Source organism: Candidatus Nanopelagicales bacterium (genome assembly GCA_037045355.1).
GTDB lineage: Bacteria > Actinomycetota > Actinomycetes > S36-B12.
The window spans coordinates 1-25,032 of sequence record JBAOHO010000002.1 but is presented as its reverse complement, the minus strand read 5'-3'; the positions used below and the strand labels follow the sequence as shown (position 1 = coordinate 25,032).

At 64.1% G+C, this 25,032-nt stretch carries 13 protein-coding genes, 14 pseudogenes and 2 other annotated features; of the genes and pseudogenes, 14 read left to right on the top strand and 13 right to left on the bottom strand.

The features are described 5' to 3' along the window. Positions 1 to 32: 32 nt before the first annotated feature. The 4 genes and pseudogenes from V9E98_00195 to V9E98_00180 all read right to left on the bottom strand — a co-directional run bounded on the left by V9E98_00195 (position 33) and on the right by V9E98_00180 (position 3,599). The gene (locus V9E98_00195) at positions 33 to 905 is read right to left on the bottom strand and encodes an NAD-dependent epimerase/dehydratase family protein (protein MEI2715418.1); all 873 of its coding nucleotides are present in this window, start codon (positions 903 to 905) and stop codon (positions 33 to 35) included. A gap of 371 nt (positions 906 to 1,276) precedes the next feature. Beyond that, a pseudogene (locus tag V9E98_00190) lies at positions 1,277 to 1,987 on the bottom strand (glycosyltransferase). A gap of 622 nt (positions 1,988 to 2,609) precedes the next feature. Further along, positions 2,610 to 2,816: pseudogene (locus V9E98_00185) on the bottom strand (integrase core domain-containing protein). A gap of 465 nt (positions 2,817 to 3,281) precedes the next feature. Continuing rightward, positions 3,282 to 3,599 (bottom strand): annotated as a pseudogene (locus tag V9E98_00180) (tyrosine-type recombinase/integrase). A gap of 546 nt (positions 3,600 to 4,145) precedes the next feature. Here V9E98_00180 and V9E98_00175 point away from each other — a divergent pair. Then, positions 4,146 to 5,182 (top strand): annotated as a pseudogene (locus V9E98_00175) (IS630 family transposase). Here V9E98_00175 and V9E98_00170 read toward each other — a convergent pair. From V9E98_00170 to V9E98_00160, 3 genes and pseudogenes are all read right to left on the bottom strand, one after another. Further along, positions 5,160 to 5,975 carry a hypothetical protein gene (locus V9E98_00170; GenBank protein ID MEI2715417.1) on the bottom strand — a complete coding sequence of 272 codons (816 nt, stop codon included), beginning with the start codon at positions 5,973 to 5,975 and terminating at the stop codon, positions 5,160 to 5,162. The pseudogene V9E98_00175 and the gene V9E98_00170 overlap by 23 nt on opposite strands. Beyond that, the gene (locus V9E98_00165; GenBank protein ID MEI2715416.1) at positions 5,941 to 7,023 is read right to left on the bottom strand and encodes a tyrosine-type recombinase/integrase; all 1,083 of its coding nucleotides are present in this window, start codon (positions 7,021 to 7,023) and stop codon (positions 5,941 to 5,943) included. Before V9E98_00165 ends, V9E98_00170 begins: the two co-directional genes overlap by 35 nt. Before the next feature lie 103 nt (positions 7,024 to 7,126). Beyond that, a pseudogene (locus V9E98_00160) lies at positions 7,127 to 8,147 on the bottom strand (IS3 family transposase). Continuing rightward, positions 7,721 to 7,837: a sequence feature (AL1L pseudoknot), on the bottom strand. Its footprint overlaps the pseudogene before it by 117 nt. Positions 8,148 to 8,338: 191 nt before the next feature. Between V9E98_00160 and V9E98_00155 the strand changes: the two are divergent. Next, positions 8,339 to 9,964, top strand: coding sequence for an acyltransferase family protein (locus V9E98_00155; GenBank protein ID MEI2715415.1), 1,626 nt, complete (start codon positions 8,339 to 8,341; stop codon positions 9,962 to 9,964). 554 nt (positions 9,965 to 10,518) lie between these two features. Here the strand turns inward: V9E98_00155 and V9E98_00150 are convergent. After that, a pseudogene (locus tag V9E98_00150) lies at positions 10,519 to 10,653 on the bottom strand (transposase). Between the two features lie 241 nt (positions 10,654 to 10,894). On the opposite strand from V9E98_00150, the gene V9E98_00145 reads away from it, so the two are divergent. From V9E98_00145 to V9E98_00130, 4 genes and pseudogenes are all read left to right on the top strand, one after another. Continuing rightward, on the top strand, positions 10,895 to 11,794 hold the full coding sequence (locus tag V9E98_00145; GenBank protein ID MEI2715414.1) for a glycosyltransferase family 2 protein: 900 nt from the start codon (positions 10,895 to 10,897) through the stop codon (positions 11,792 to 11,794). A gap of 52 nt (positions 11,795 to 11,846) precedes the next feature. Beyond that, positions 11,847 to 12,179 carry a hypothetical protein gene (locus tag V9E98_00140; protein ID MEI2715413.1) on the top strand — a complete coding sequence of 111 codons (333 nt, stop codon included), beginning with the start codon at positions 11,847 to 11,849 and terminating at the stop codon, positions 12,177 to 12,179. Between the two features lie 1,682 nt (positions 12,180 to 13,861). After that, positions 13,862 to 14,080 (top strand): annotated as a pseudogene (locus V9E98_00135) (HisA/HisF-related TIM barrel protein). A gap of 13 nt (positions 14,081 to 14,093) precedes the next feature. After that, positions 14,094 to 14,195, top strand: a complete 102-nt coding sequence (locus V9E98_00130) for a HisA/HisF-related TIM barrel protein (protein MEI2715412.1) — start codon at positions 14,094 to 14,096, stop codon at positions 14,193 to 14,195. Between the two features lie 365 nt (positions 14,196 to 14,560). Here the strand turns inward: V9E98_00130 and V9E98_00125 are convergent. From V9E98_00125 to V9E98_00115, 3 pseudogenes are all read right to left on the bottom strand, one after another. Beyond that, positions 14,561 to 14,863, bottom strand: a pseudogene (locus tag V9E98_00125) (integrase core domain-containing protein). A gap of 4 nt (positions 14,864 to 14,867) precedes the next feature. Then, positions 14,868 to 15,063: pseudogene (locus tag V9E98_00120) on the bottom strand (IS30 family transposase). Between the two features lie 7 nt (positions 15,064 to 15,070). Continuing rightward, positions 15,071 to 15,346 (bottom strand): annotated as a pseudogene (locus V9E98_00115) (hypothetical protein). On the opposite strand from V9E98_00115, the pseudogene V9E98_00110 reads away from it, so the two are divergent. Continuing rightward, positions 15,345 to 16,070, top strand: a pseudogene (locus V9E98_00110) (IS630 family transposase). The pseudogenes V9E98_00115 and V9E98_00110 sit on opposite strands and share 2 nt — an antisense overlap. Positions 16,071 to 17,850: 1,780 nt before the next feature. Here the strand turns inward: V9E98_00110 and V9E98_00105 are convergent. Next, entirely contained in the window at positions 17,851 to 18,186 is a 336-nt protein-coding gene (locus tag V9E98_00105) for a hypothetical protein (protein ID MEI2715411.1), read from the bottom strand. Positions 18,187 to 18,682: 496 nt separating this feature from the next. Continuing rightward, positions 18,683 to 19,165: a hypothetical protein gene (locus V9E98_00100; GenBank protein MEI2715410.1), complete on the bottom strand. Its 483-nt coding sequence runs from the start codon at positions 19,163 to 19,165 to the stop codon at positions 18,683 to 18,685. Positions 19,166 to 21,086: 1,921 nt separating this feature from the next. On the opposite strand from V9E98_00100, the gene V9E98_00095 reads away from it, so the two are divergent. From V9E98_00095 to V9E98_00065, 7 genes and pseudogenes are all read left to right on the top strand, one after another. Continuing rightward, positions 21,087 to 21,353, top strand: a complete 267-nt coding sequence (locus V9E98_00095) for a transposase (protein ID MEI2715409.1) — start codon at positions 21,087 to 21,089, stop codon at positions 21,351 to 21,353. After that, positions 21,312 to 21,441 (top strand) — a sequence feature (AL1L pseudoknot). Its footprint overlaps the gene before it by 42 nt. A gap of 119 nt (positions 21,442 to 21,560) precedes the next feature. Next, positions 21,561 to 21,653, top strand: a pseudogene (locus V9E98_00090) (hypothetical protein). Beyond that, on the top strand, positions 21,633 to 22,151 hold the full coding sequence (locus V9E98_00085; GenBank protein MEI2715408.1) for a DDE-type integrase/transposase/recombinase: 519 nt from the start codon (positions 21,633 to 21,635) through the stop codon (positions 22,149 to 22,151). Before V9E98_00090 ends, V9E98_00085 begins: the two are co-directional and overlap by 21 nt. After that, positions 22,129 to 23,489 (top strand): annotated as a pseudogene (locus V9E98_00080) (IS30 family transposase). The gene V9E98_00085 and the pseudogene V9E98_00080 overlap by 23 nt, the downstream one beginning before the upstream one ends. A gap of 4 nt (positions 23,490 to 23,493) precedes the next feature. Beyond that, positions 23,494 to 23,800, top strand: a pseudogene (locus V9E98_00075) (integrase core domain-containing protein). Beyond that, complete coding sequence (locus V9E98_00070; protein ID MEI2715407.1) at positions 23,797 to 24,138, top strand: transposase; 342 nt, start codon at positions 23,797 to 23,799, stop codon at positions 24,136 to 24,138. The pseudogene V9E98_00075 and the gene V9E98_00070 overlap by 4 nt, the downstream one beginning before the upstream one ends. A 305-nt stretch (positions 24,139 to 24,443) precedes the next feature. Next, the gene (locus V9E98_00065) at positions 24,444 to 24,653 is read left to right on the top strand and encodes a hypothetical protein (GenBank protein MEI2715406.1); all 210 of its coding nucleotides are present in this window, start codon (positions 24,444 to 24,446) and stop codon (positions 24,651 to 24,653) included. The last annotated feature ends 379 nt before the right edge of the window (positions 24,654 to 25,032 follow it).

The following is a 25,032-nucleotide window of genomic DNA, read 5'->3' as shown; positions in this document are numbered from 1 at the left end:
CTGGGCTTCCAGGCTGCGGTCACGAAAGCCGATCAGATCCCCAGCGCCTGGCGAGTCTCGTCGTCAGAGACCAGCATTGAGTCGCAGATCTTTGAGGCCAACTCCGGCTTGCCGGCTGCTTTGGCGAGACGCTTGAGGGCGCTCGACGGAACCGAGACAATGCGTGGCTGCCGACCGATCTCTCGGCCGACTAGGCGTGCGACCTCCGCAGCTGTGAGGTCAGGGGTAGACCGAGCGTGCAGGATGGGGGGAAGGGGCTCGCTGTGCCGGATCACTTTGAGGATCAGATCCGTTAGTTCACCCATCTGAACGTAGGTACGAGCTCCGATGCTCGAATGGCCCAGTGGGAGGGGTATCCCGCGCCTAATCGCCTTCTCCAAAACGGCGAGGTTCCCCTTGAATGGCGTTCCGAACACGAGGGGGAGTCGGACGACGACGCAGTCCGTTCGACCGGCCAGCTGGCTGCGGATCAGTTCCTCACCCCTGGCTTTCGATACGGCGTACACGCCCACTGGGGCAAGTGGGTCGCCCTCACGAAACCGGATTCCGTCACGCGGGGTTTCTCCCAACACCTTGATCGTGCTTATTTGGATGAACCGCTGGGCGCCGATCGAGGCGGCCGCAGAGGCGACGCGGGCTGCCCCGTGCGCGTTGACGGCCAGGTACTCGTCGACCTGCTCCGGCGTCTGGCCGCGCACATCATGCGCCAACCCAGCCAGGTTGACGACAACATCCGATCCGTCGAGTGCTGCCTGCCAATCGGCAACCGGGGCAGCCAAATCCAGGGCCGGCGCCTGCAGGGAGGATGCCCGTTGCAGCCGATGGACGGAGAAGCCCCCACGCTCCAGGGCTTCGCAGAGATGCGTGCCGATGAAGCCATCGGCTCCCGTGACGGCGACGATCATCGCGAATGCTTCCCCTCAGCCATCGCGGTTCTGAGGATGCTGGCCAACCGGCCCGCACCAACGGCGCGGCTCATGTTGGCCATGTAGTAGTGGCGGCCCGCTTCGCCGCGTCGTGCAGTCTCGTCTGGGCTGGCAGCCCCGGGCCTCGCGGATAGTGTGGGCGATCGAGCCGACGTCCGCTGGCGCAGCCAACCATCCTGCCCCGGAAGCCCTGACTGTTTCGCTCGTCTCCCCCGGCGCTGAACAGATGATCGCCTTTCCCTGCGCAAGGGCCGCTTGGGTCTTGCTCGGCATCGTGATTCGGAATAACGGCTCGTCCGCCAGGGAGAGCACTGACGCGTCGGCATCGGCAACCATCTCGGACACTTCCCCTATCGAGACCGGGTCAACGAAGTGCACCGACTCCAATCCCAGATCCGCCGCCTGCGCCTGCAATCGCGGTCGGTCGGAGCCCGTCGCCCCAAGAAGACTAGATGCGTATCTGCGACGTCCTTCAGGAGAGCCATGGCTGCGACCCAATCACCGAGGCGTTGTCCCGTCCCCATATTCCCCGCGAACACCATCACGAAGCCACCCTCCGGGATCCCGGCGGCAGCGCGCAAGCGGCCATTGGGTCGCGCAGGTCTCATCACGCTTTCATCGACCCAGTTGTAGACCACGCTCGTCTTGGACTCACGGACCCCACGCTCGACCAGCGTTCCGCGCATCCCTGGCGTAATTGCTACGACGTGCGCCGCTCTCGAGTAAAGCGCGTGGAGGTAGGGGTTCAGGCCAGTCTCGGCAACTCGCCGCACAGCCGGGTGGGTGAGGAACTGAGTGGCAAACACGGAGTCGGGCCAAAGGTCCTGTACCCACAGCACATATGGCGTCCCATAACGCACAGCGGCGATCAACGCCGGCAGCCCGGCTGTTGCGGGGGTTGCCCAGACGAGCGAAACGTCTGCAGTCGACAGGACCCGTCTTCCGGCCCAGGAGGATCCAGCCGCAAACGAGACGTAGTTGGCGATCCGCCCCAGGGCGTGGTGGTCGTGGCTCGGGTACACCGGGGATCGGGTGACGCGGAACCCCTGAATGGTCTCTCGGCAACCCCGCGACGCCCGATATCCGGGTTGCGGTCACGCCGGTCGGGTGATTGGGGACACTGGTGGAGACGTGAACGTCGAATCCAGACTCGCGCAGGCTCTCGGCCACCCGCGAGAGCGTTTGCGGGTAGACCTCAGGCGGGAAGTACTGACTTCAGTAGTGCAAGCCGGTGTGGTTGGCGCTTTCCGAGCAGGGTGCTCCCGTCCCCGCGGCAGGCTCATGCTTGCGCCCTATGCCTGCCATGTACCCCCGCCTCCGCCAGAACCTAGAGGATACTACTGCCACGTCGTCTAGCCCAGCGCCCTGGATCCGCGGCGGCCGGGCTGAATCTCCTCCGTCGGTTGATCGGCAACACCGTGTTCTTTGGAAACGTTGGCGTCCGGCAGAGCTCGCGCGCTGTGCCCGCGCCGGCCGGTCTGACAAACCACGGAGGCTCTTCGTTAAGCGCGATAACATAACGACACCCACCCCGACGCCTGAGCCGCCCCGGGATGTCCGGAGACTGATTTCCTTGGAAGGATGCAGTCTCATGTCACGTTCTACGAGGTGAGTCGCACTGGGTCTGATGGAGGCTCGGGCTATTTGATTTCCACCAGCTCCTTGTCTGGCGTTGTTGGCAGCGTAGAACGCGGTTTCGAACTCCGCTGGCGGTTGGTCATTCAGGTAGCCGTGCAGGCGGCTGGTGTTGTGCCAGTGCACCCAGCCCAGGGTCGCCAGTTCGACGTCGTCGATGGTCTTCCACGGCCCGCCGTGGGCGGGACCGCGGATCAGTTCGGCCTTGTAGTAGCCGTTCACGGACTCGGCCAACGCGTTATCGAAGCTTTAACCGGCTAATCGGGGCCTGTGGGAATCGTTTGGGCCACTGTTGGCGCTGTTTCGCTCACATGGTGTTCGGGCGTGTCGCGGCGTTGTCGATGTAGGTTGTTGAGTCTGGGTGATGAGTCGTAGGTGACGTTCGGTTTCGGTGTCCCATCCCCGTGCGGTGGCGTCGTCGGCGAGGGCTTGCGGCTGGTGTCGCGTTGACGCGGTGAGGACGTGGCGTGTCTCGGCTTCGGTGTGGAAGCTGGGGCAGTGCTCGCAGATGTTGGCGTAGGTGCAGGCTCCCTGGGCCGGTGCGCGCAGGCAGTAGCCGCCGGCCAGCGCGGTCTTGATGGTCGGGGTGGTCGGTCCAGGCCGTGCCGTGGTGGCGGTCCGTGGTAGCAAGCGCTGGTTTGTGGGCAGGGCGCCGATGCGGGTCTTGGCCAGGTCGAGGGCGCGTTCGTATTCGGTGCGGATGGTGGTGTCGAATAGGTGCCCGTAGCGCAGGCTCATCTCGGCGGAGACATGCCCGAGGATCGCCATGAGGGCTTGCAGGGACACCCCGGCGTTGACCAGGGCGGTGGCGTAGGTGTGGCGCAGTTGGTGCGGGGTGACGTGGCCGATCCCAGCCGTCGGTCGCGGCCCGGCGCAGCTCCACGCGTAGCCCGCTTTGGCCCGAGGCGGTGTCCGTGGGCGGTGAACAGGAAGTCGGCGGGTCGGCCGGTGCGGGGGTGCGGGATGGGCCGTCCTGGGCTGCGGGTCGCGGTGATCCGATCGATCAGGTGAGACGATCTCGTCATCGATGGGGACCATGCGTTCGGTGTCGAGTTTGCCCAGCGGCACTTTCAGCCAGGAACCGGCTTGCGGGGTATCGATGACGGCGTCGAGTTCCAGGTCGAGTAGTTCACCGATTCGCAGCCCGCAGGCGCGTTGCAGTAGCAGCGCGTCGGCGGCCAGACGCTGGTGGGCTGGTCTGCAGTGCCTCGGTGAGGCGGCGGTCGGCGTCGGGAGGCAGGAACCTGGGCAGCGGCTGGGGAAGTCGCGGGTTGTCGGAGGAGTAGAGCAACCGCCGGGCTGGGAGCTTCGGGCCAGTCCCATTCGCTGATGTCGGAGAAGAAGTTCGCCGACGGCCAGGATCCGGCGCGCCTGCTCCGCGGTCGGACAAGATGCCGCCGGTCTTGGTGTTTGGTGCGTGGGTGAGGCCGACCAGCCAGGGTTCGATGTGGTGAACACTGTCCATGGTGGCCGGGGTCGCGGTGGGGTCCAGCGCCGCCACGGTCGTGCCGAAGTGTGCCAAGCGGGTAGCTAGTGCCCTGCGCGCCTAGTTTCTTTACGCTTGGTTGTCCGTGATGATGGGGGATGCCTGCTCATCCTGCTGCTGCGTTGGTACTGCGTCCTGGCGATGTCGATGTCTTGGCGTCGTGGACTCGGTCGTCGTCGATTCGCGCTGGTTTGGCCCAGCGGGCGAGGATCGTGTTGGCGGCGGCCGATGGTGAGTCGAATACCAGCATCGCCGCGTCGGTTGGCGGTGTCGCGTCCGACGGTGATCAGCCTGGCGGCAGCCGCTACGAGGCAGTCGGGTGTCGACGGGCTTCGGTGATGCGCCGCGGTCGGGGCAAGCCGCGCACGGTGGACCGAGCCAAGGTGTTGGCGGCCACGTTGGAGCCGCCGCCGAAATCGCTGGGGGTCACGCACTGGTCGTCGCGGTTGCTGGCGCGCCGCCTGCGAGGTCAGCGCCACGGCGGTGCTGGACGTGTGGCGCGAGCATCGGGTGCAGCCGTGGCGGTCGCAGACGTTCAAGTTCTCCACTGACCCGGAGCTGGTCGGCAAGGTCACCGACGTCGTGGGGCTGTACTTGGCGCCGCCGGAGAACGCGATCGTGTTGTGCATCGACGAGAAGTCCCAGATCCAAGCGCTTGGACCGCACCCAGCCGATGCTGCCGATGCGGGTGGGCAGCGTCGAGCGGCGCACCCACGACTACCAGCGGCACGGCACCACCACGTTGTTCGCCGCCTTGGACATCGCCACCGGCACAGGTGACCGGCGCCTGCAAGCGCACGGCACCGGCACCAGGAGTTCCTGGCGTTCTTGAAGCAAGTCGCCCGCGCCTACCCCGACCAGGAACTTGCACCTGGTCATGGACAACTACGCCGCGCACAAACACATCGAGATCCGCAGACTGGCTGGACGGCGAACCCCCGCATCCACGTGCACTTCACGCCGACCTCGGGCTCGTGGCTGAACCTTGGTCGAGGTCTGGTTCTCGATCATCGAACGCCAAGCCATCCACCGCGGCTCCTTCACCTCAGTCAAAGAGCTCAACGCCAAGATCCGCGCCTTCATCGACGGCTGGAACGACCGCTGCCACCCCTTCATCTGGACCAAGACAGCCGACCGAGATCCTGACCAAAGCCAAGCGTCAAGAGACTTTGAATTCGGTCCACTAGGCCGGACACGGTGTTCGGTCTGCAGGTCACCGATTTGGCCTGCAGGTAGCGGACCAGGATCGAGTGCATCGGCTCGGGGACTGACGCCATCCGACGGGCGAACGGCCACCGCTGCTCGAAGGTCTGCGGCAGGACGGGCAAGATCCCCATGTGGAACAACACGGTCCTGGTCGCGGTCGAGGTGGCCCGGTAATGCTTCCAGGTTCGACCGGTTTGAGCCTGCCGTTCGACTCCTGCCGCGGTGAGGGCGTCGAAGTCGGCGTGGGTGACCTGCGGCAGCCGTTTCCCGGTGGCGAACAACACCCGGGCCATCACCTGTGAGGCCATCGCCGAGGCGACCCGCTCGGTGTAGCCGGCCGATCGCGCGGTGACGATGAACGCCTCGAGGTCGCCGCCGATCGCAGTGCCGCGCACGTCACGCCAGATCGAGGAAAACTTCCGGTGCACCAGGTAGTCCCACCCCGGATGCAGGCGGCCGGTAACCAGCAGGAACGTGATGAACGGTCGCATGGACGCGTTGGCCGCCAACTGGACGGGCAGCGGCTCGCTCTCCCACGACCGCACCGCAGGCCAGCGCCGCAGGAACGCTCGTGCAGCCCAGTCGTAGGCCGGGTTGCCGCGGCCGGTGACCTGCTGGTGGGCGTGGTAGGCAGCCAGCACCAGCTCCGGCGCCTCGGCCACCGGCTGGCGGGATACGGCCAAGGGACTACGACTGGCGGCGTTGCCGGGTGCGGGCAGCATCGTATTGGGCCTTCACATGAGTCGGGGCAAGATGGATGTAGCGGGCGGTGGTGTCGACGTGGGCATGGCCCAGCAGTGCCTGCATCACTGCCAGGTCGACACCGGCTTCGGCGAGAGCGGTCCCGAAGGTATGGCGCAAGGCATGCGGAGCCCCGGCGGTCACCCCGGTCACACTGCGGTGGTAGCGGAACACCGCACGCAACCCAGCCGCCGTCAGCGGCTGACCGCGAGTGGGGCCCTTGGCCACTACGAACAGTTCCGGTGCCTCAGTGTCGGGGCGCTCCACCAACAGGTACGTGTTGATGACCGCGGCGATGTCGCCGTCCAGTGGCACGCGGCGTTCCTTGCCGCCCTTGCCCTGGATCAGCAGCCAACGGCCGCCGATATCGACATCAACCACGCGCAGCGCCAGCACTTCGCAGGATCGCAGCCCGCAGTACAACATCAAACCGGCCATGGCCAGATCACGGGTCGAGCGCAAATCACCCAGCAAGGCAGCGACCTCGACCGGGGACAACGCTCGCGGCAGCCGCTGGGGGGTGCGCAGTCGCAGCCGGGAGCGGGGTGCGGGACGGCGTTTCGTGTGAGCCAGCAGACCGGTGCGCTCACCAGCGGCGAACCAGGAACTGGCGCGGCCCTTGGGGATCGGAGACACAAACGACGGATCACGCATGGCCAGAAACTCGTACAGGCCACTGACCGCTGCCAGCCGCAGATTCACCGTGGCAGGTGCCAGCAAATCGGTTCGCCTGCCCCGCATGTCGACCACGTTCGGTCCGCCACGACCCCGCACGATCTCCTGCCGACAGGCCGTCAGGAACGCCAACACGTCCTGGGTGTTCACGATGGACACGGTCAGTTCGACAGCAACCAGCCAACGGAAAAACGCCTGCAGCCCGTACCCGTAGGTCCGGATCGTCCTCGGCGAATAGTTGCGATCCGCCAGATACCGCAAGTACTCATTCGCCTCAACGAGAAGCGGCGGATCGTCCCCCTCCAGCCGCCACCCCGAGCCACTGCTTCTGAGCCAGACATGACCGTGGTCCATGCCTCCAGCACTACGCCCATCAGGCAGCGAAATCCAATACCCCTCGGCGTGCTCGCACACGGTCAACGCTGCAGCCAACCCCCGATTAGCCGGTTAACAGGCAATCGCCGACAGTTCCGATCGAGGGGACCGCCCCGATCTCGGCGAGACGTTCGCCGTAGCGCACGGACGTGAATTGACTGCCCGCATCCGAGTGACACCGCAGCCCGGGCAGCTGGGTGCCGCGTGACCAGCGGGCCATCTCGATCGCGTCGAGGACCATCTGAGTGCGCATGTGGCGAGGCGACCCGCCAGCCCACGATCATCCGCTGAGTACGCGTCGACGATGAAGCACACGTAGGCCACCCCGGCCCACGTCGGCACGAACGTCAGATCGGTGACCCACAACTGGTTCGGTGCGGTCGCGGTGAACTCCCGCTTCACCAGATCCGGGTGCCGGGCGGCGGCTGGGTCGGGCTTGGTGGTGCGTGACCCGTTTGCGCGCGCCGCACCCCCTCGATGCCGGCCGCGCGCATCAGCCGGGCCACCTGATCACGGCCGACGTCGTGGCCGGCCCGGCGGGCGGCTTTCCACAGCTTGCGGGCCCCGTAGACGCGGTAGTTCGCCTCCCACAGCTCGCGTCAGACACCAGGTCATCGCCGCGTCGCGGTGCGCCCGCGGCGACGGCGTCGCGGTCCTTGGCGGCGTAGTACGTGCTCGGAGCCACCTGCAGCGACCGCGGCAGATGGGCTCGACTCCGAACTCGCTCGCGGTTGGCGTCGATGAACGCCGACTACTTCTTGTGTTGGCGGTCGAGCTCCGCCCCGAAGAAACTGGGCTGCCCGCTTCAGGATTTCGTTGGCGCGGCGCAAGCTCCCGGTTCTCCTGCTCCAACTGCCTTGATCCGCGCCGCCTCCGCAGTGCGTCACCCCGGCGACGTGACCATCGTCGATATCGGCCTGGCGCACCCACGACGCGCACCGACTCGACGCCGTACCCGAGCTGCGCGGCGACCCGCTGCACCGTGCCCTGGTCGGTGCCCAACTCCGCCCGCAGCGTCCGCACCAGCCGCACCGCCTGCGGCCTTCTCCTCCGGCGGTGTAGCGACGCGTCGTCGGCTTCCCCGGTGTCTGTTCCTTCGGCATAACTCCATCCTCGTTTCCAAGGTCAGGAGCCTCCAAACAACCCAGGGCGATTCACTTCGGGACTGGTCGGTCAAAGCAACGCGGACATGCGTCCTGCCGGTCAAGGGCCGCGCATCGCAGCGGAGGTGTTCGGCCTAAGGTGGACCCTCGGCGCCGTACTCTTGAACACTCAGCAGCGGGGAGGTGGATCAATGGCCGATGCGGTCAGAGCTGTCGCTCTCACGGGTGCCCCGTCGGTTCGCCATGGGGAGGGCGCAAAGAACCGCAGACTCGACGTTCAGGGACTGAGAGCTGTCGCGGTCTTGATGGTGGTTGCGTTCCACGCGGGTCTCCCTCTGCCTGGCGGTTTTGTTGGTGTTGATGTCTTCTTCGTAATCTCCGGCTTCGTCATCACGGGTATGCTCCGCCGAGAGTGGCTCGCGACCGGCGGCATTCGGTTCGGCGCGTTCTATGCTCGCCGGTTCAAGCGCCTGACTCCGGCATTGGCGCTCACCGTAAGCGTGACCATGCTGCTGAGCGCCCTCATGTTGTCGCCTTTTGGTCCTCAGCAGATCGCAGCAAAGACAGCCGTCGGGGCGATGCTACTGGCGGCAAACTTCGTAATTGCCGGGAGCACGGGGCAGTACTTCGATGCCCCTGCCGAAACGAACCCACTCCTCAATACCTGGTCGCTATCCGTTGAAGAACAGTTCTATCTCGCCTTTCCCGCCCTGTTGCTCATCGGATGGCTCACAGGTCGCCGGTTGCAGCGGCCTGTGGGGTCCGCGATTCTCCTCGTGGCGATCGTCGCGGCCTTCTCATTCGCCCTCGCGATTATTGGGCAGGAAGTCTCGGGGCTTGGCGAAGCGGAGTACCTGTTCGGCTTCTATAGTCCGTTCACGCGGTTTTGGGAGTTCGCCGCTGGGGCGCTGTTGACCCTGGCATGGAGTGTTGCCACCCCTTCGCGGCAAGTCGCGACTGCGATGGCGCTCATTGGGTTTGCCATGCTGGCGCTATCGCTCTGGGTCATTGCTGGAACCTCACAGGTCCCTGGTCCATGGACCCTCCTGCCAGTGGGTGGGACCCTGCTTCTGCTGGCCGCTGGAAAGCAGCCTGCTAACGGGGGCAGCCGGCTTCTCGCAACTCGACCGTTGGTGAGAGTGGGTGATTGGTCTTACTCCCTTTACCTCTGGCACTGGCCTTTTGTCGTCTTTGCGCGGATTCTGTGGCCGAGTAGTGGGCTTGCTCTGGTGCTGGCCGCGGTCGCCTCTTTGATTCCAGCAGTTGCCTCCTACCGCTGGGTAGAACAGCCCATACGGGCGCTCACTAGTCTTCGTGGGCGACGCTTCGCAATGCTTGTGGCGGTGACTCTGGCCGTCCCGTTGACCATTGCGGGTGTGGTGGGGATAGCGGGCCCGATGGGCTGGTCGCCGGAGGGCCTCAAGGACGCCGCTCACGACCGAGTTGAGGAGCACGCCGGGAGGGTTCGCGGCTGCCACATCTCCCAGGCCTTCGACCGACAGGCAATTTCCGGGTGTGAGTGGAATGCAGATGCACGGGGACGCCCCATCTACCTGGTCGGGGACTCCAATGCGGAGCAGTTCTCGGAAGCCGCTATTGGGGCTGGAGCAATCCTGAATCGCCCAGTCTGGATATTTACCGGCTCCTCATGCCCGTTGGTCGACGGGTTAGATTTAACTGTTGCAGCCACGAAGAGTGAGTTCGTCTCTGACCCGATCCCATCGACAGCCTTCGATCACTGCCAACAGTACGCGGAGGAGGTTGTCCGGTGGCTTCGCACCGCCCCCCCCGGTGACGTTTTCATTGCCGCGAATTGACCAGTACTGGTGGGACCCGGCCACCGGTTTGCGAACGCGTCCGGACACGGTTCTCCGTGATCAAGATGACAAGCTAGAGGTCATGGAGGTAGCCATGCGCCGAACTGTGCGAGTCCTTGAGCATTCAGGACAGCAGGTGCACCTTGTGCAGACGATTCCGACATACAGAAACCCTCCCCCGATCTGGGAGCCGACTGGTTGTGGGGTGGTTCCATTCGCCCTTGGGCTCTGCGACCGCACGGTCCACTTGCTCGCCATTGCCCAGATCCAAGGCCCCACGCGATCAGCCCTCGATCGTGTGGCACAGGAAGCAGGGGCTGATGTACTCGATCTCCAAGATGAGTTCTGCACCGAGGACCACTGCTCAACCATTCGTCAAGGCGTTTCTCGCTATCGGGACGCGACACACATCACGACCCGGGAAAGCGAACGCTTGGCGCCAAGGTTCGCGGAGTTCGCCGATTAGAGGCTGTTGCGGAATCTGAGCCGCCCGGGGTGAACCGCCCCGGGTTTCGTGCGCACCTGGTTACGTGTGAGCAGCCAGTTGGCTGGCTCACCCAGTTCCCGAGTGTGCCCTCGTTGATCGGCAGCTCGCGGGCGATCTCAGCGATCGGGCCGCCGGTCTCCAACACCAGCTGCACCGCCTCGGCCTTGAACTGGGAACTGAACTTGCGACGTCGTTCCGACATGAACGCATCCTCTCTGTCGAGAGAACCTGTCTACAACCCTTGGTACACCCCACTCCGACCCAGGCGACCCCCCCGAGTGTGCGCAATCAAAGAGGTAACATATTGACGCTCGATCATTGAGCAGGTTGCTCGGCCGCGCCTGGGGCGTCGAATGCGCGCCCTCGGGAGTGATTGTGTGGACAGGAGGGGGAGGTTCGCGCTCCTTGACTGACTCAAGACATGCAAGGGGAGGACCACGGGGATGAACGGTGAAGTCAACTGCTCAGTGGTGGTTGCGGCGCGAGACGAGGAGACCTACCTCGCCGAGGCTCTTCGCAGCATCCTCGACCAAGAAGGCGTGAACGTCGAAGTGGTCCTAGTCGATGACCATTCACGAGACGCGACGACGGAGGTGGCGCGAGCACTTGCGGGATCTGACGAACGCCTCAGGCTGTTCCATAATCCACGGGAGGGCAAATGCAGCGCCTTCAACTTGGGGGTCGCGGCTTCTCGAGCGGAGTACGTGTGCCTGTTTGCCGGTGATGACGTCATGCCCCCTGGCAGCTTGCGCGCACGTATCGAGAGCGTCCGTCCATTCGGCGACGAGCGGGCGGTCATAGGTTTGGCCAAGATCCGTACTATTTCGGACGACCCGAAATTCAATGGAGTGGTCGTCCCGAAGACCCCCGGTTTAGGCAATCCAAGCGGAGCATCCATCATGATGAATCGCAGGGCTGTGGACACCGTGTTCCCCGTGCCGGAGTCGCTTCCCAGCGAGGACACCTGGATGGCTCTGGCAGCCACCCATCTCCACAAGGTCTGTGTGGTTCACTCAGATGTCATCGCCTGCGACTGGAGGGTGCACGCCGGAAACACCAGTGCGAACATGACCGAGGACTTTGAGGAATACAGCAGGAAAATCGCTGAGAGAATGGTAGCCCTCGATCTGTTTCTCGAGCATTACCGCGCAGACTTGACCCAAGGGGAGACCCAACGGATCCGGGCCAAACAGAGATGCGAGCGGATGCGCAGACGAGGAAGCATGCTTGGAGTGCTCACATCCCGAGTGGCAGTGGTTGACCGCTTGCGCGCACTGTCCAGCACGAACCCTTTCCTCTATAGGATTCGCAGAACGTTCTACTCGACTTTGAGCGGGAGGTGACTTGATGACGGCGTTGACCCCGACCCACTACCAACGATGCGAAACATGCGTCATGGACACGACGGACCCAAATATTCGGTTCGACAACGACGGTGTGTGTGACTACTGCCGCAACTACACGTCAGTCATCGCACCTAACTGGCACACGGATTCCAGAGGCGAAAGAGAACTGGGTGAGCTGGCTTCAAAGATCAGAGCGGCAGGGCAAGGACGGGATTTCGACTGCATCATCGGCCTGAGTGGTGGCCTCGACAGTTCCTACGCGACCTATGTGGCCACGGAGAAGATGGGACTCAGACCCCTCCTGTTCCACGTTGATGCCGGCTGGAACACGGACCAGGCGGTCGGCGAACATCGAGAAGCTGGTCGATGGGCTGGGGCTTGACCTGTACACGGAGGTGGTCAACTGGGAGGAAGTGAAGGACCTGCAAGTTGGCTTTCCTGAGGTCTCAGATTCCCGACCAGGATCTAGTGCAAGATGCTGCCTTCTTCTCTGCCCTCTATACGTTCGCACGACAAGCACGGGGTGAAGTACGTTCTGACCGGCTCCAACTACTCCACGGAGTGTTGTCGCGAGCCAGAAGAGTGGGGCGGCTACCCAGGCATCGACAAGACGCTTATTCCTGGACATCCACAGGCAGATTCGGGACGCGACCCCTCGATACGTTTCCCCTTGGTCGACATCCTCATGTACAAGGTGCTCTATCAGACGGCTCCTCGGGATGAAGGTCGTGCAAGCCGCTGAACCTGGTTCCGTACGTCAAGAAGGAGGCTGAGGAGGAACTGCAGCGACTGTTCGGCTGGCAGCCGTTTCAGCACAAGCACCACGAGTCGCGCTTCACCCGCTTCTACGAGGACTTCTGGCTGCCGCGGAAGTTCGGGTTCGACAAGCGCAAGGCGCACTTCTCGAGCCTGATCATGACCAGGTCAGATGACCCGCGAGGACGCGATCGCGCGGCTGGCGCACCCGGAAATGGATGAGCACTTCCTCGAGCCAGGAGTTCGAGTACGTCGCCAGCAAGCTGGGCTCTGACCGTCGACGAGCTGCAGGAGATCTTCGAAGGGCGAGAACAAGACCTACCGCGACTACAAGAACAAGCGGTGGCTCATCGGACTTGGGTGCAGACGTGCTGCGCCGGACTGGGCGTCGAGAGGAGGCTCATTCCGATGATCCACGTCGTCGACTACGGCCTGGGCAACGTCGCAGGCCTTCCTCAACGATGTTCGAGCGCCTGGGCTTCGAATGCGGCCCGGGCTCGGACGCCGAGGAGCTTGCAGCGGCGCGACCAAGGTGATCCTGCCCGGCGTCGGATCGTTCGATCACGCGATGGAGCTGCTCGAGGCCTCGGGCATGCAGCCAGTCCTGGAGCGACTTGGTCGAGCAGGCAAGAAGTCCCGATCCTCGGTGTTTGCGTCGGGATGCAGATCCTGGCCAACGGCAGCGACGAAGGAGTCGCTGCCCGGCCTGGGATGGATCGACGGCGCACGTTAGGAGCTTCGCAGCCACCCGAGCGGCGGCGAGCCTACCGCTACCCCGCACATGGGCTGGAACGACGTCGCGGCCGACACCATCGGACGCCCCTGTTCACGGGACTCGATGACGACGCCCGATTCTACTTCCTCCACTCCTACTACTTCGACTGTGCACGACCGCGCGCAGTCCTCGCGACCAGCGGACTACGGCTTCACATTCGACTGCGCGGTGCAGCGCGAGCAACGTCTTCGGCGTGCAGTTCCATCCGGAGAAGAGCCACCACTGGGGCGTCGCTCTCCTGAAGAACTTCGCGAGTCTCTGACATGCTGCGCCCGCGCATCATCCCGTGCCTGCTGGTCCACAAGGGCGGTCTGGTCAAGACCGTCGGCTTCGACAGACCCCAAGTACGTCGGCGACCCAATCAACGCCGTGCGGATCTTCAACGAGAAGGAAGCCGACGAACTGATCGTCCTCGACATCGATGCCACCGCGAAGGGCGTCGGAGCCGGACTACCGGATGATCTCGCGTCTGGCCGCGGAATGTCGGATGCCCCTGTGCTACGGCGGTGGAGTAACTCAGCCCCGACCAGGCCAAGAGGATCGTCGGCCTCGGCGTCGAGAAGGTCTCCATGAGTTCCGCCGCTATCGCCGACCCATCGCTGGTGACACGAACGGCCGACGAGGTCGGCCGCCAGAGCGTTGTGGTCACTCTCGATGTGCCGACGAAACGAGCGGCGCTGCGTTCGCAAGAGGCTACGAGTTGCCGCACCAGTAAACGGCACCAAGAGGCACCAGGCACGAGTCCCGTTTGAGGCGGCTCTGCAAATGCAGGAGGCCGGCGCCGGCGAGATTGTCGTCAACTCCATCGATCGCGACGGCCAGATGCAGGGCTACGACCTGGCACTTGCCTCCGAGATGCGGCCATGATCGACATCCCTCTGACGATCCTCGGCGGAGCTGGCTCGACTGGCGGACATCGAGGCGCTTGCTCGGCGCCAGTGCGGCGTGGTCGGTGCCGCAGCCGGAAGCCTCTTCGTCTTCAAGGGCACCTACAGGGCTGTGCTGATCAACTACCCATCTCCCGCTGTGAAGGATCGCATCTGTGATTCCGGCCTCGCGAGGACTGAGAGTTGAACGGTCATTGGACCACTTCAAGGGGTCCTTCCACTCTGGAGCAAACGCCATAATCAGAGCAACGATAATGATCTCGCCACGATCGAATACCCGACTCTTATCAAGTTAGTGCGCAGGTCTGAGCCGCCCCGGGATGTCCGGAGGCATTCGGTTGTGTCTCATCCGGTGGGGATGGGACGGTTGCGGGCAGCGTAGTGGACGTCCTCGACATGTTGCGGGGTGAGATCGTCGATGGACTCGTGGGGCCGGTCGTTGTTGAACCAGTCGACCCAGTTCAACGTCTCGATTTCGACGTGTTCGCAGTCACGCCAGGGGCCTTCGGGACGGATCAGTTCGGTTTGGAACAGCCCGATCTGCGATTCGGCCATCGCGTTGTCCAGCGCTTAACCGACCGAACCGACGGAGGCGTCGACCCCGGCGTTGATCAGGCGGTTGGTGAACGCGAACGACGTGTATTGGGCGAGTTCAACGGGTCGTTGCAACACCGGGTTGTTGAAGGGAGCGTAGTTGCTCGTCGAAGACCTCCGGCGGGCGTCTTCCAGCCGAGGATCTTGCGGGGCCGGTTGTTTAGGGCGTGAGCGACGGCCTCGAGGTCCTCGGCGGACCAGCGCGACAGGTCCGTTCCCTTGGGGAAGTACTGTCGCAGCACCCCGTGTTTGCTCATTTCCTTAGTGCGTGGCTTCGGCGCGGTTGATGGCGTCGAGGATGGTCTGCTGTTCGGGTGGGATCTGGGGTGGGAAGGTCTGCTCGGCGCCGTTGATGGCCAGTGTGGCGGAACGCAGCGGGCGGAGTTGACGGATGACGTTGCGTAGGGCGAGGCCGGTGCGTTGCTGAATGGTGCGGGCCACGGCCAGGGCGGCGAACACGACGGTCAGGTGCGCCTCGATGGCCTCTTTGGTGCGCGCGAACATGGGGCGCGCGCGCAGATCGGTCTTGCTCATCCGGTCGCAGACGTTCAAGTTCTCCACTGACCCGGAGTTGGTCGGCAAGGTCACCGACGTCGTGGGTTTGTACTTGGCGCCGCCGGAGAACGCGGTGGTGTTGTGCATCGACGAGAAGTCCCAGATCCAAGCGCTTGGACCGCACCCAGCCGATGCTGCCGATGCGTGAGGGCAGCGTCGAGCGGCGCACCCATGACTACAAACGGCACGGCACCACCACATTGTTCGCGGCGTTGGAGATCGCCACCGGTAAGGTGACCGGCGCCTGCAAGCCACGGCACCGCCACCAGGAGTTCCTGGCGTTCTTGAAGCAAGTCGCACGCGCCTACCCCGATCAGGAACTGCACCTGGTCATGGACAACTACGCCGCGCACAAACGGGTCGAGATCCGAGACTGGCTGACGGCGAATCCCCGCGTCCATGTGCACTTCACCCCGACCTCAGGGTCGTGGCTGAACCTTGGTCGAGGTCTGGTTCTCGATCATCGAACGCCAAGCCATCCACCGCGGCTCCTTCACCTCGGTCAAAGACCTCAACGCCAAGATCCGCGCCTTCATCGACGGCTGGAACGACCGCTGCCACCCCTTCGTCTGGACCGAAATCAGCCGACGAGATCCTGACCAAAGCCAAGCGTCAAGAGACTTTGAATTCGGTCCACTACAACCTCCGAACGGTCTCCTCCGGGAATGCTTCTTCCTCGCCGACATCGAATCCTCGAGCTTCCTGACCCGAAGCCGGGCCGAGCAAGACTCTACAAATCCGCGGATCACTCAGAGGTCACGCCGAAATGCCCGGGAATCTCGCGTGGACTCGTAAGAACGTACGCAGCGCTCATGACCCGGATGAACCGACAACCGGGCGCGCTCCGGCCTTGGGTCGCTAATCGTACCGGGTGGAGTCAACCCGCCGGAGGTTACCGATACAGAACGACGGCCACGCCAGAGACGGCCTCCTTGCCGCTGTCGAGTGTGGTGGAACGTCGAAGCTCCGCTTACCCTCTGCCGTTTCGATGCTGACTAGTTCAACCGACGTCGTGACCATTGAATCGACGAAGACGGGGCGGAGGAAGTGTAGCGACTGCGACAGATAGATCGTTCCTGGTCCTGGTAGATCCTCAGCGAGGAGTTTTGAGTAGAACGAAGCCAACAGGAGACCGTGGACGATGCATCTACCAAAGCGAGTCCGTGCCGCAAAGTCTTGGTCCAGGTGCAACGGATTATGGTCACCGCTGAGGTGTGCGAACTCACTCACCATCTGGCTTGTGACCTGAGTACGGAGCGCGACGCTATCGCCTAGTTTCAAGGAACGCTTGTTCATCGTGGGCCGCGTTCTGGAGACTTCGGATGAGCTTTCAGTCGTGCCTTGATCTGCTTCGGCGCGGTGCGCCCCCAATAACTGGCCCATTCCGCTCTGTTGTAGGTCAGGGTTCCTCGGCATCGCATGCATTGCGGATCTTCGCACAGCACACATGTCGGATCGCGCCGGAGACATTCGTACTCAGTTGTGTAGGCGACCGGCGCCTCGATTAGCATTGAGGCCGCTCCAGCGACGGTCCCTTCCGAGAGGATTCCCCGAGCACGGTACTCCGCGTATAGACGTCCGAACCCCATCGAGCAACCTGGGATGTCTGTTGCGAGGTTCGTCCTCAGATGTCCAGCAAAGCTCAATGTATCTGCTGCTCACATGTCTGGAGAGCAGGGAGCGTGAGCTCAGTCCTAGATGGAACTGTGCGAGGTGCACAGTACTGAATCCAGGTGACGATTCGATGCACCCCACTAGAAGCATCTTGCCAGCGTAGGCAACCAGATCCTCCATCGGCCTGAACGCGTGCGCGTCTGGTGTATGAAAGCGGACAAAGCTGTCGGAGGCCGCCCCAATCGCGGTGAACGAGTTGGTTGGATGGGTGCTCCGTCGTGCTTCAGGGTGACTTGCCACAAGACCTGCGAAGTGTCCAGTCACGGGAGGGCTAGCGAGACTGTACGGGGCCATTCTGCTGGCACCAATCGCCATCAAGGAACTCGGCGTGAAAGTAAGTGCTATCACCGTTCCTTCAGGGCCGACGACTTTCAGCGCGGCGTCAAGCAGTTCCCTAGCGGAGTCACGGCGGACTCCACCCTCGACAGATTGCAGCCGCAACTTGCTGGCGGCCGCGCGCACGAGCACGTGATCACCACTTGTCAGGCCCAAGGCGCGTAGATCCGCTTCGATTTGGTCAATCACGAGTCCAAGCGTATCGGCCGCCCCAGGTTGATGTAGTCAGGTGGTGTCCGCAGATCGGGGCAGAGTCGGACAAGGCCGCCGTTGCTCTCGCTGAAGTCCTCCGACGTGCGTCGAATAGGCCCGTGCTCCTGCGCGACAGGAACCGAGACTCCCCTTGGCTGATAGTTCGCAGGGCATCTGACGGGGGCGCAATCCGCTGGACCGGTTTGGGTGCCGCCCAAGCCCTGTTCGTGATCCTCGCAACGACGAGCTGGCTACTGTGGGAGGTAGACAGGAGGCTGGAGGGGTCACGAGCCTTCCGTCTCGATCGCGTGGCCACTCTGTGGATTACACGTGCCAGACAGGATTCTCGCGAACTGCTTCAAGACCGACTCCTCGATGTCGGAACTACAGGCGGATATTCCGAAACTCGGACAGTGCTCGACCACCTCATAGCCTCCCTCCTCAAACATCTGGTTGGTGGGCCAGTAGCCGATGACGTGGTCGATGCATCCCACAGGAATTACGTGCATCTCCGGAGCCATCGCACGGACATGTACTGCGTAGCCGCTGACCAGTTCGGCTGATGCGCCGACCAGAGTAACGCCGCCAACCGTGACCCGATGGAACGAGACTGGGGGCAAGTGGGTAGCGTCAGTAGCGAACTGCGATGCGGGCAACTCAACCCTGGCGAAACTGACTGAAGCCGTGGCGGCCTGAGGAACGCAGTCGCGTGCGAGTCGGGCGATCCCACTGGCAGCCGCGCCTGCCCACTGCGAGTATTCGGCGGGATCGAGCGGCTCGAACGTGGGGCCAGACAGGATTCGGCGCAGGAGCGTCTTTGCGCGGCCTCCTTTTGGGTGCCCGCTCGGAGGCCGAACGTCTCCGGAGAAACCCTGGAGGAAGAGGACAGGAACGTGCTCGCTGCCCACATGGCCTGCGCGCTCAACCCGACGGAGTTCGTCGCGCACATCGCCCGGCCAGTGAGCGCTGATGGTGTCACCTTCCGCGAGCCCCGTTGGGTGGCAGGCTCCCGACCAGATATACGCGAGTGCGCGATCCCCGTCTCGAAGTGCGAGAACGGAAACGACGGGGTCGGTCGATCCGCTCGGATTGGGGCACATCGCAGTCTTGTTGACTTCAACTCCACCTCGGCCAATCCGTACCACGCGCCCCCTCCGACGATTGACGCCTGTGGCCACGCGCCCATAGGCACTCGCAAGGACAACGGCCGATTCGGGCGCGAAGGACTGCGTCTCGGATTGCCTCGACAATGGTGCTGAGCATCTGGTCGCGGAAGCCGATGTCGGGCGTTCCAAGCAATGGCTTCGTCTCATCGATCGCAGGAGCGTAGTGCGTGTGGGATGCGGCCATGAACAGGCTGGAGTCGTCGACTCCGGCGTCGGCCACCCCAGCGAGAACAGCCTTACGAAGAGCGTGGGTCACGTACAGAAGATCCAGGCTGACTATCACTGCGGTCTCGACTCCATCTGTCAGGGCCACGCAGTTCATCTCAAGGTCGGAGTCAATAGAGGAGGCCCTCTCGCCCTGGGCATAGCCACCCAGTTCGATAGGTAGGCGCTCCGGCGTGATCGTCCGCCGAACGGCTCTGGCCTCAAGCATGCACAACTCCTTGCCTTTCAGCCGATCACTCCAAATGCCCCTCAGAGGTAGAGTGCCGGGGCTACGGGTGAACCAAGTGACCGAACCACATTCAGCCGGGAACAGTAGCGAGTTCCAGCGGATCCACTTGTCCGATACATCCGACCGGAAGTCTAGAACAGCGGCGGAAGTGACCATCAGCCGCGATCGAACGGGCGTAGCCATCATCGCGATTATTCCGGCCAGCCCCTCCCGGATCGCCGGAACTCTCGGTAACCAGACCGCGAGGCGCATAGCGGCAGGAGCCCATCTATTGCGTTCACCGCCGACACGGCCGCACCGGCCAGCGGAGCCATGTAAGGAGTAGCCACTTTGCGGCCCGGGACGTGCGTAGACGTCGTCCAAGGACGTTCTGTCGCCCCTGGTGGGTATCATTTCCTCGGTGCTTCCAAGTGGGAGGCCCGATTCCCCGGGAGTGATGGCGTGGCCATATCGCGAGACGGCGCTGGACTGCCTTGGGCTCACGCCTTCAGGGGGGGCCTCTTGCACCCTGCTTTTCGCCGGTACCGCCCTTCCCCCTCTCCGAGTAACCGCGATTGCCGCTTTGCTAGTCGGTGCTGTGGTGTTTCTAGCGGCCGGGGAGATGCTGGCCGTGCGACTTTTCTCGCGGCCGTCCTTCTGGTTGACCCTGGGCCTTATTTTCGTGGTGCTACTGCCCAAGCCTCCTCACCCCGGTTCAGTCCGAGTACGGGGCCGAGAAGGATATCGGCGATCGCGACGTCCTGTCTCATTACAGCCCTGGCCGACAGGTTCTCCAAGGTCCGCAGGATGTCCTTGCCTTCGCAGGGAGCCTGACGGGTCTGGGGTCTTCCTGGGCATCGCGACGCTCCTGAGCGCAGAAGTGATGGACGGACGCACCGCTGTCTTCGGGGCAAATCCCATCTGGTCTGCGAGGGTGGTCGCCGCCGCCCTCGTGGCATGTGTCTGGCTCGTCGTTCAACGCTCGGCTCCGAGCCGCTGTTGCGGTGCCTTCGGTGCTCATCCTCCTCGCAGCACTTCTCCGACTCGATTCCCGAGGCCCGGCGCTCGCAGCGGTGTTAGGGGTGACATGCGTCATCCTCCTCGCTGGCCGGTCGGGGCGCCGAGCGGCCGTGGCCGCTGCCGCGCTGGCTGCTTCGTTGGCCTTCATAGCATTGCCAGTGGGCTTGAGCCAGATGCGAAGTCTCCAGTGCCCTTAGCGACGCGTCGCTGGCGACCGAGGCTCGCCTGCCCTTCTTCTCCGGAACCTCGGCCAATCATACAGCAGTTTCCGAACGGTATCGGATACGGCAACTGGAGTTGGATGTCCGGGTTCAGAGTTCTCTGATGCAGAACCCTCGCCCGGAGGCCCTTGTCGAGGGCGGATGGATTGTGGGCGGCATAGTCATCGGCGCTGACGCTGGGAACCATCGTGGTCTTGGGGTCAAAGGCAAGAACGTCCGACTTGGCCCTGCTCGGTCTGGGGCTAGCTGTGACCATGGCGGTCGCCGTTGCGTTCTCCGGCGACCTCAACGCACGAGTCTTCTTTGGGGCGTCGGCACTCGGCTGGCGGATCCTTGAACTTACTTCCAAGCGGAACGGACCCTGACCCCGGCAAGGACCAGAAGGGCGCTGTCCATGGTTCTGGCCAAAGTCCGACCACGATCTCCGGCGCAGCCCGGCTCTCCCCACCCAAGCCACGTGGCTGGGTTTCCGCGGGGTCGGCCGGCATCGCCTGAGCCCTGGACCACCGATGTAGTTTGGAGACTCATTTTGTTTGGGGGCCGGGCTCGTCGCCCGACTCAGACGACGACTGAGCCGCCCCGGGATGTCCGGAGACTGATTTCCTTGGAAGGATGCAGTCTCATGTCACGTTCTACGAGGTATCGGTTGGAGTTGCGGCAGCGCGCGGTGCGGATGGTGTGTGGAGTCCAGGTCTGACTACGTCAACGAGTCTCAGGCGTTGCGTTCGATCTCGTCGAAGTTGGGGATCGGATCGCCGGAGACGTTGCGCAAGTGGGTGAGGCAGGCCGAGATCGACGGCGGTGCCCGTACGGGTAAGACCAGCGAGGAGATCGCTGAGATCCGGGCGTTGAAGAAGGAGAACTCGGAGTTGCGGCGGGCCAACGAGATCCTCAAGGCGGCGTCGAGTTTCTTCGCGGCGGAGCTCGACCGCCCACACCGGTTCTAGTGGAGTTCATCGACCGACTTACCGCGCGCGAGTTCGGGGTCGAGCCGATCTGCACGGTGCTGTCGCAGCACGGGTGCAGATCGCCCCGAGTACCTACTACGACGCCGTCGACGCGACCGCCGTCGCGCGGCGGCGCGGCGACCGAGCAGATCGTGGCGGTATGATCGCCGCAGCGCGACCAGCAGAAGCTGACGCGACGTCTTCGGGGCGCGCAAGATCTGGCTGTATCTGCGCGGCAGCGCGGCTCACGACGTGGCGCGCTGCACCGTCGAGCGGCTGATGCGGCTCAAGGGCTGCCGAGGGCGTCAGCGGGCGCAAGCGGGTGCGCACCACGATCGCCGACCGGCGCCGAGCCGGCGTCCCAGGACCTGGTGGACCGGCGACTTCACCGCCACTGCGCCCAACCAGCTGTGGGTCGCTGACTTCACCTACGTCGGGACCCGCCGGGACTGGGTCTACGTCGCGTTCATCTTCGACGTGTTCTCCCGCATGATCGTGGGCTGGCGGGCGGCCACGACCATGACGCACCGATCTGGTCGCTGGACGCGCTCGACATGGCGATGTGGCACCGGCGCCGACGCGGGGTCAGCGACCTGTCCGGGCTTGGTCCATCACCGCGACGCGCGGCAGTCCAAGGCGGATTCAACTGGTCGTCGCAACACCTTGATCATGGAGGTGTTCGCGGTGGCGACGAGCGACTGGAGCAGCGAAGACCAGCGATGCGCCGGAGGGGGCGCGGCGGCAGTGGCGTGCGGATCGGGCGTTGCGGCCGCCGATGCGCTCACCGGGGCGGCCTGAGCCGTCGCGGGCGGTGCAGCGGCAGTTCTGGCGTCTGATCGCGACGGGCATCACGACGGCGGAGGCGGCGATTGACGGTGGGCGTGTCGGTGCCGGTCGGGATCGCGCTGGTTTCGCCACGCTGGCGGCATGCCACCGATCAGCCTGGCCGAGCCCACTGGCCGCTACCTGTCGTTCGAGGAGCGCGAGGAGATCGCGCTGCTGCGCGCCAAGGACATCGGGCGTGCGTGAGATCGCCCGCAGGATCGGGCGCGACCCGGGCACGATCTCGCGCGAGCTGCGCCGCAACGCGGCCACCCGGAGCGGGAAGCAGGAGTACCGGGCGGTGGTGGCGCAGTGGAAGGCGCAGCAGGCCGCGAAGCGCCCGAAGACCGCGAAGCTCGTGACCAACGACCGGCTGCGCGAGTACGTCCAGGAGCGGCTCGCCGGGCAACGTCCGCCGGCCCGACGGCACGCATCGTCGTCGGGTCCGACAGCCGCCGGCGTGGAAGGGGCTGAACAAGCCGCACCGGCAGGACCGGCGGTGGTCGACGGCGTGGAGCCCGGAGCAGATCTCGCACCGGTTGAAGGTCGACTTCCCCGATGATGAGTCCATGCGCATCAGCCACGAGGCGATCTACCAGTCGCTGTTCATCCAGGGCCGTGGCGCGCTCAAACGCGAGCTGGTCACCTGTCTGCGCACCGGCCGCGCACTGCGGCAGCCGCGGGCCCGATCGCAGAACAAGCCGCAAGGGCATGTCACCGCGGATGTCGTGTTCTCAGCGAGCGTCCCGCCGAGGCCGCGGACCGCGCCGTCCCTGGGCACTGGGAGGGCGATCTGATCATCGGCACGGGCCGGTCCGCGATCGGCACGCTCGTCGAGCGCAGCAGCCGCTCCACGCTGCTGGTGCACCTGCCCCGGCTGGAAGGCTGGGGCGAGAAGCCGCCACGTGAAGAACGGCCCAGCGCTGGGCGGCTACGGCGCCGTCGCGATGAACGCCGCGCTGACCGCGTCGATGACGAAGCTGCCCGAGCAGCTGCGCAAGACGCTCACCTGGGACCGCGGCAAGGAACTGTCCGGCCACGCCCAGTTCGCGCTCGAGACCGGCACGAAGGTGTTCTTCGCCGACCCGCACTCGCCGTGGCAGCGGCCCGACGAACGAGAACACCAACGGGCTGCTGCGGCAGTACTTCCCCAAGGGCACCGACCTGTCGCGCTGGTCCGCCGAAGACCTCGAGGCCGTCGCTCTCGCGCTCAACAACCGACCCCGCAAGATCCTCGGCTGGAAGACCCCCGCCGAGGTCTTCGAGGAGCAGCTACGCTCACTTCAACAACCCGGTGTTGCAACGACCGGTTGAACTCGCCCAATACACGTCGTTCGCGTTCACCAACCGCCTGATCGACGCCGGGGTCGACGCCTCCGTCGGGTTCGGTCGGTTACGCGCTGCGACAACGCCCTGGCCGAATCGCAGATCGGGCTGTTCCAAGACCGAACTGATCCGTCCCGAAGGCCCCTGGCGTGACTGCGAACACGTCGAAATCGAGACGTTCGAACTGGGTCGACTGGTTCAACAACGACCGGCCCCACGAGTCCATCGACGATCTCACCCCGCAACATGTCGAGGACGTCCACTACGCTGCCCGCAACCGTCCCATCCCCACCGGATGAGACACAACCGAATGCCTCCGGACATCCCGGGGCGGCTCATGCAGATGGGACGGAAATCGACGTTCACGGCGGCGCAGAAGCGTGACGCGGTGATGGGCGTATTGACCAAGCGGAAGACGGTGTCGCAGACGTGTAGGGAGCTGGGGATCTCCGAGACGACGTTCGCGCGGTGGCGCGAGCAGGCCGTGGCCGGGATGGAGGCCGCGTTGGCGGACAAGGGCTCGCGGGATTCTCGCGAAGACCTGCTCGCCAAGCAGTTGTCGGAAGCCGAACGCACGATCGGTCAGTTGGCGTTGGACGACGACCTGTTGGGAAAAGCATCGCGGCGGTTGACGTGAGCACCCGCGTCACCGCCGCCGTCGATTTCGTGGTCAACCACGACGGGGGTCACTACGCAACCCCACCCGACGCCACTCCGCCCTGGACTACCTCAGCCCCATCGACTACGAACAGCAGTACAACGCCGCCGAGGATGCGGCATGATCACCACACCGAAACCGTCCGGAAAAGCGGGGACAGGTCAGTCCTTCCAGCCGCGCGCGTCGCGTACGATCCCACCAACTTCACGAGGATCTTGAAAGCCCCTTCAGTGCAGTCAAGTATGTTCGATTCAAGGTGGATGAGAGTTCGGGGAGAATGCACGATGGCCCTGCGATCATGGCGCCGCCTGACAGCCAACCCGCTGACGCGGAGCCTGGCTGCGATGTCGGGGAGCACCCTCGTCGCCTCGCTTGTGGGACTCTTGGTGGCTCCGTTCCTTACCCGGCTGTACTCGCCGGATGACTTCGGAGTGTTCTCCTACATAATTGCCGATGGTCGCGGTGCTGTCCATCGTCGCTGGACTACGTCTTGAATTGGCGGCGCCACTCCCGGATTCGGAAATCAAGGGTGGACTGCTAATACGACTGGCTCTGGTATCCGCTACGATCTTTTCCCTCGCCCTTACCGGTGGAGTTGCTCTCGGCGGACCCTATCTGGATGACCAGTCGAGCCTGTCACTTCTCCCATGGTTGTGGCTCCTTCCGCCGACTGTCTGGCTAACCGCGGTGTACGTGATTCTTAGTCAGGCTGCAATCCGGAAGCGTGACTACCACGCAGTGGCGACCAGGACCCTCGTTCAGTCAATATCCACGTCGGTTGGCCAACTCGCCCTCGCCGCCGTCCTTCGATCGCCAGGCGGGCTACTTGTGGGGCAGCTGTTCGGGCGTTGCATGGGTATCGCCAGCCTCGCT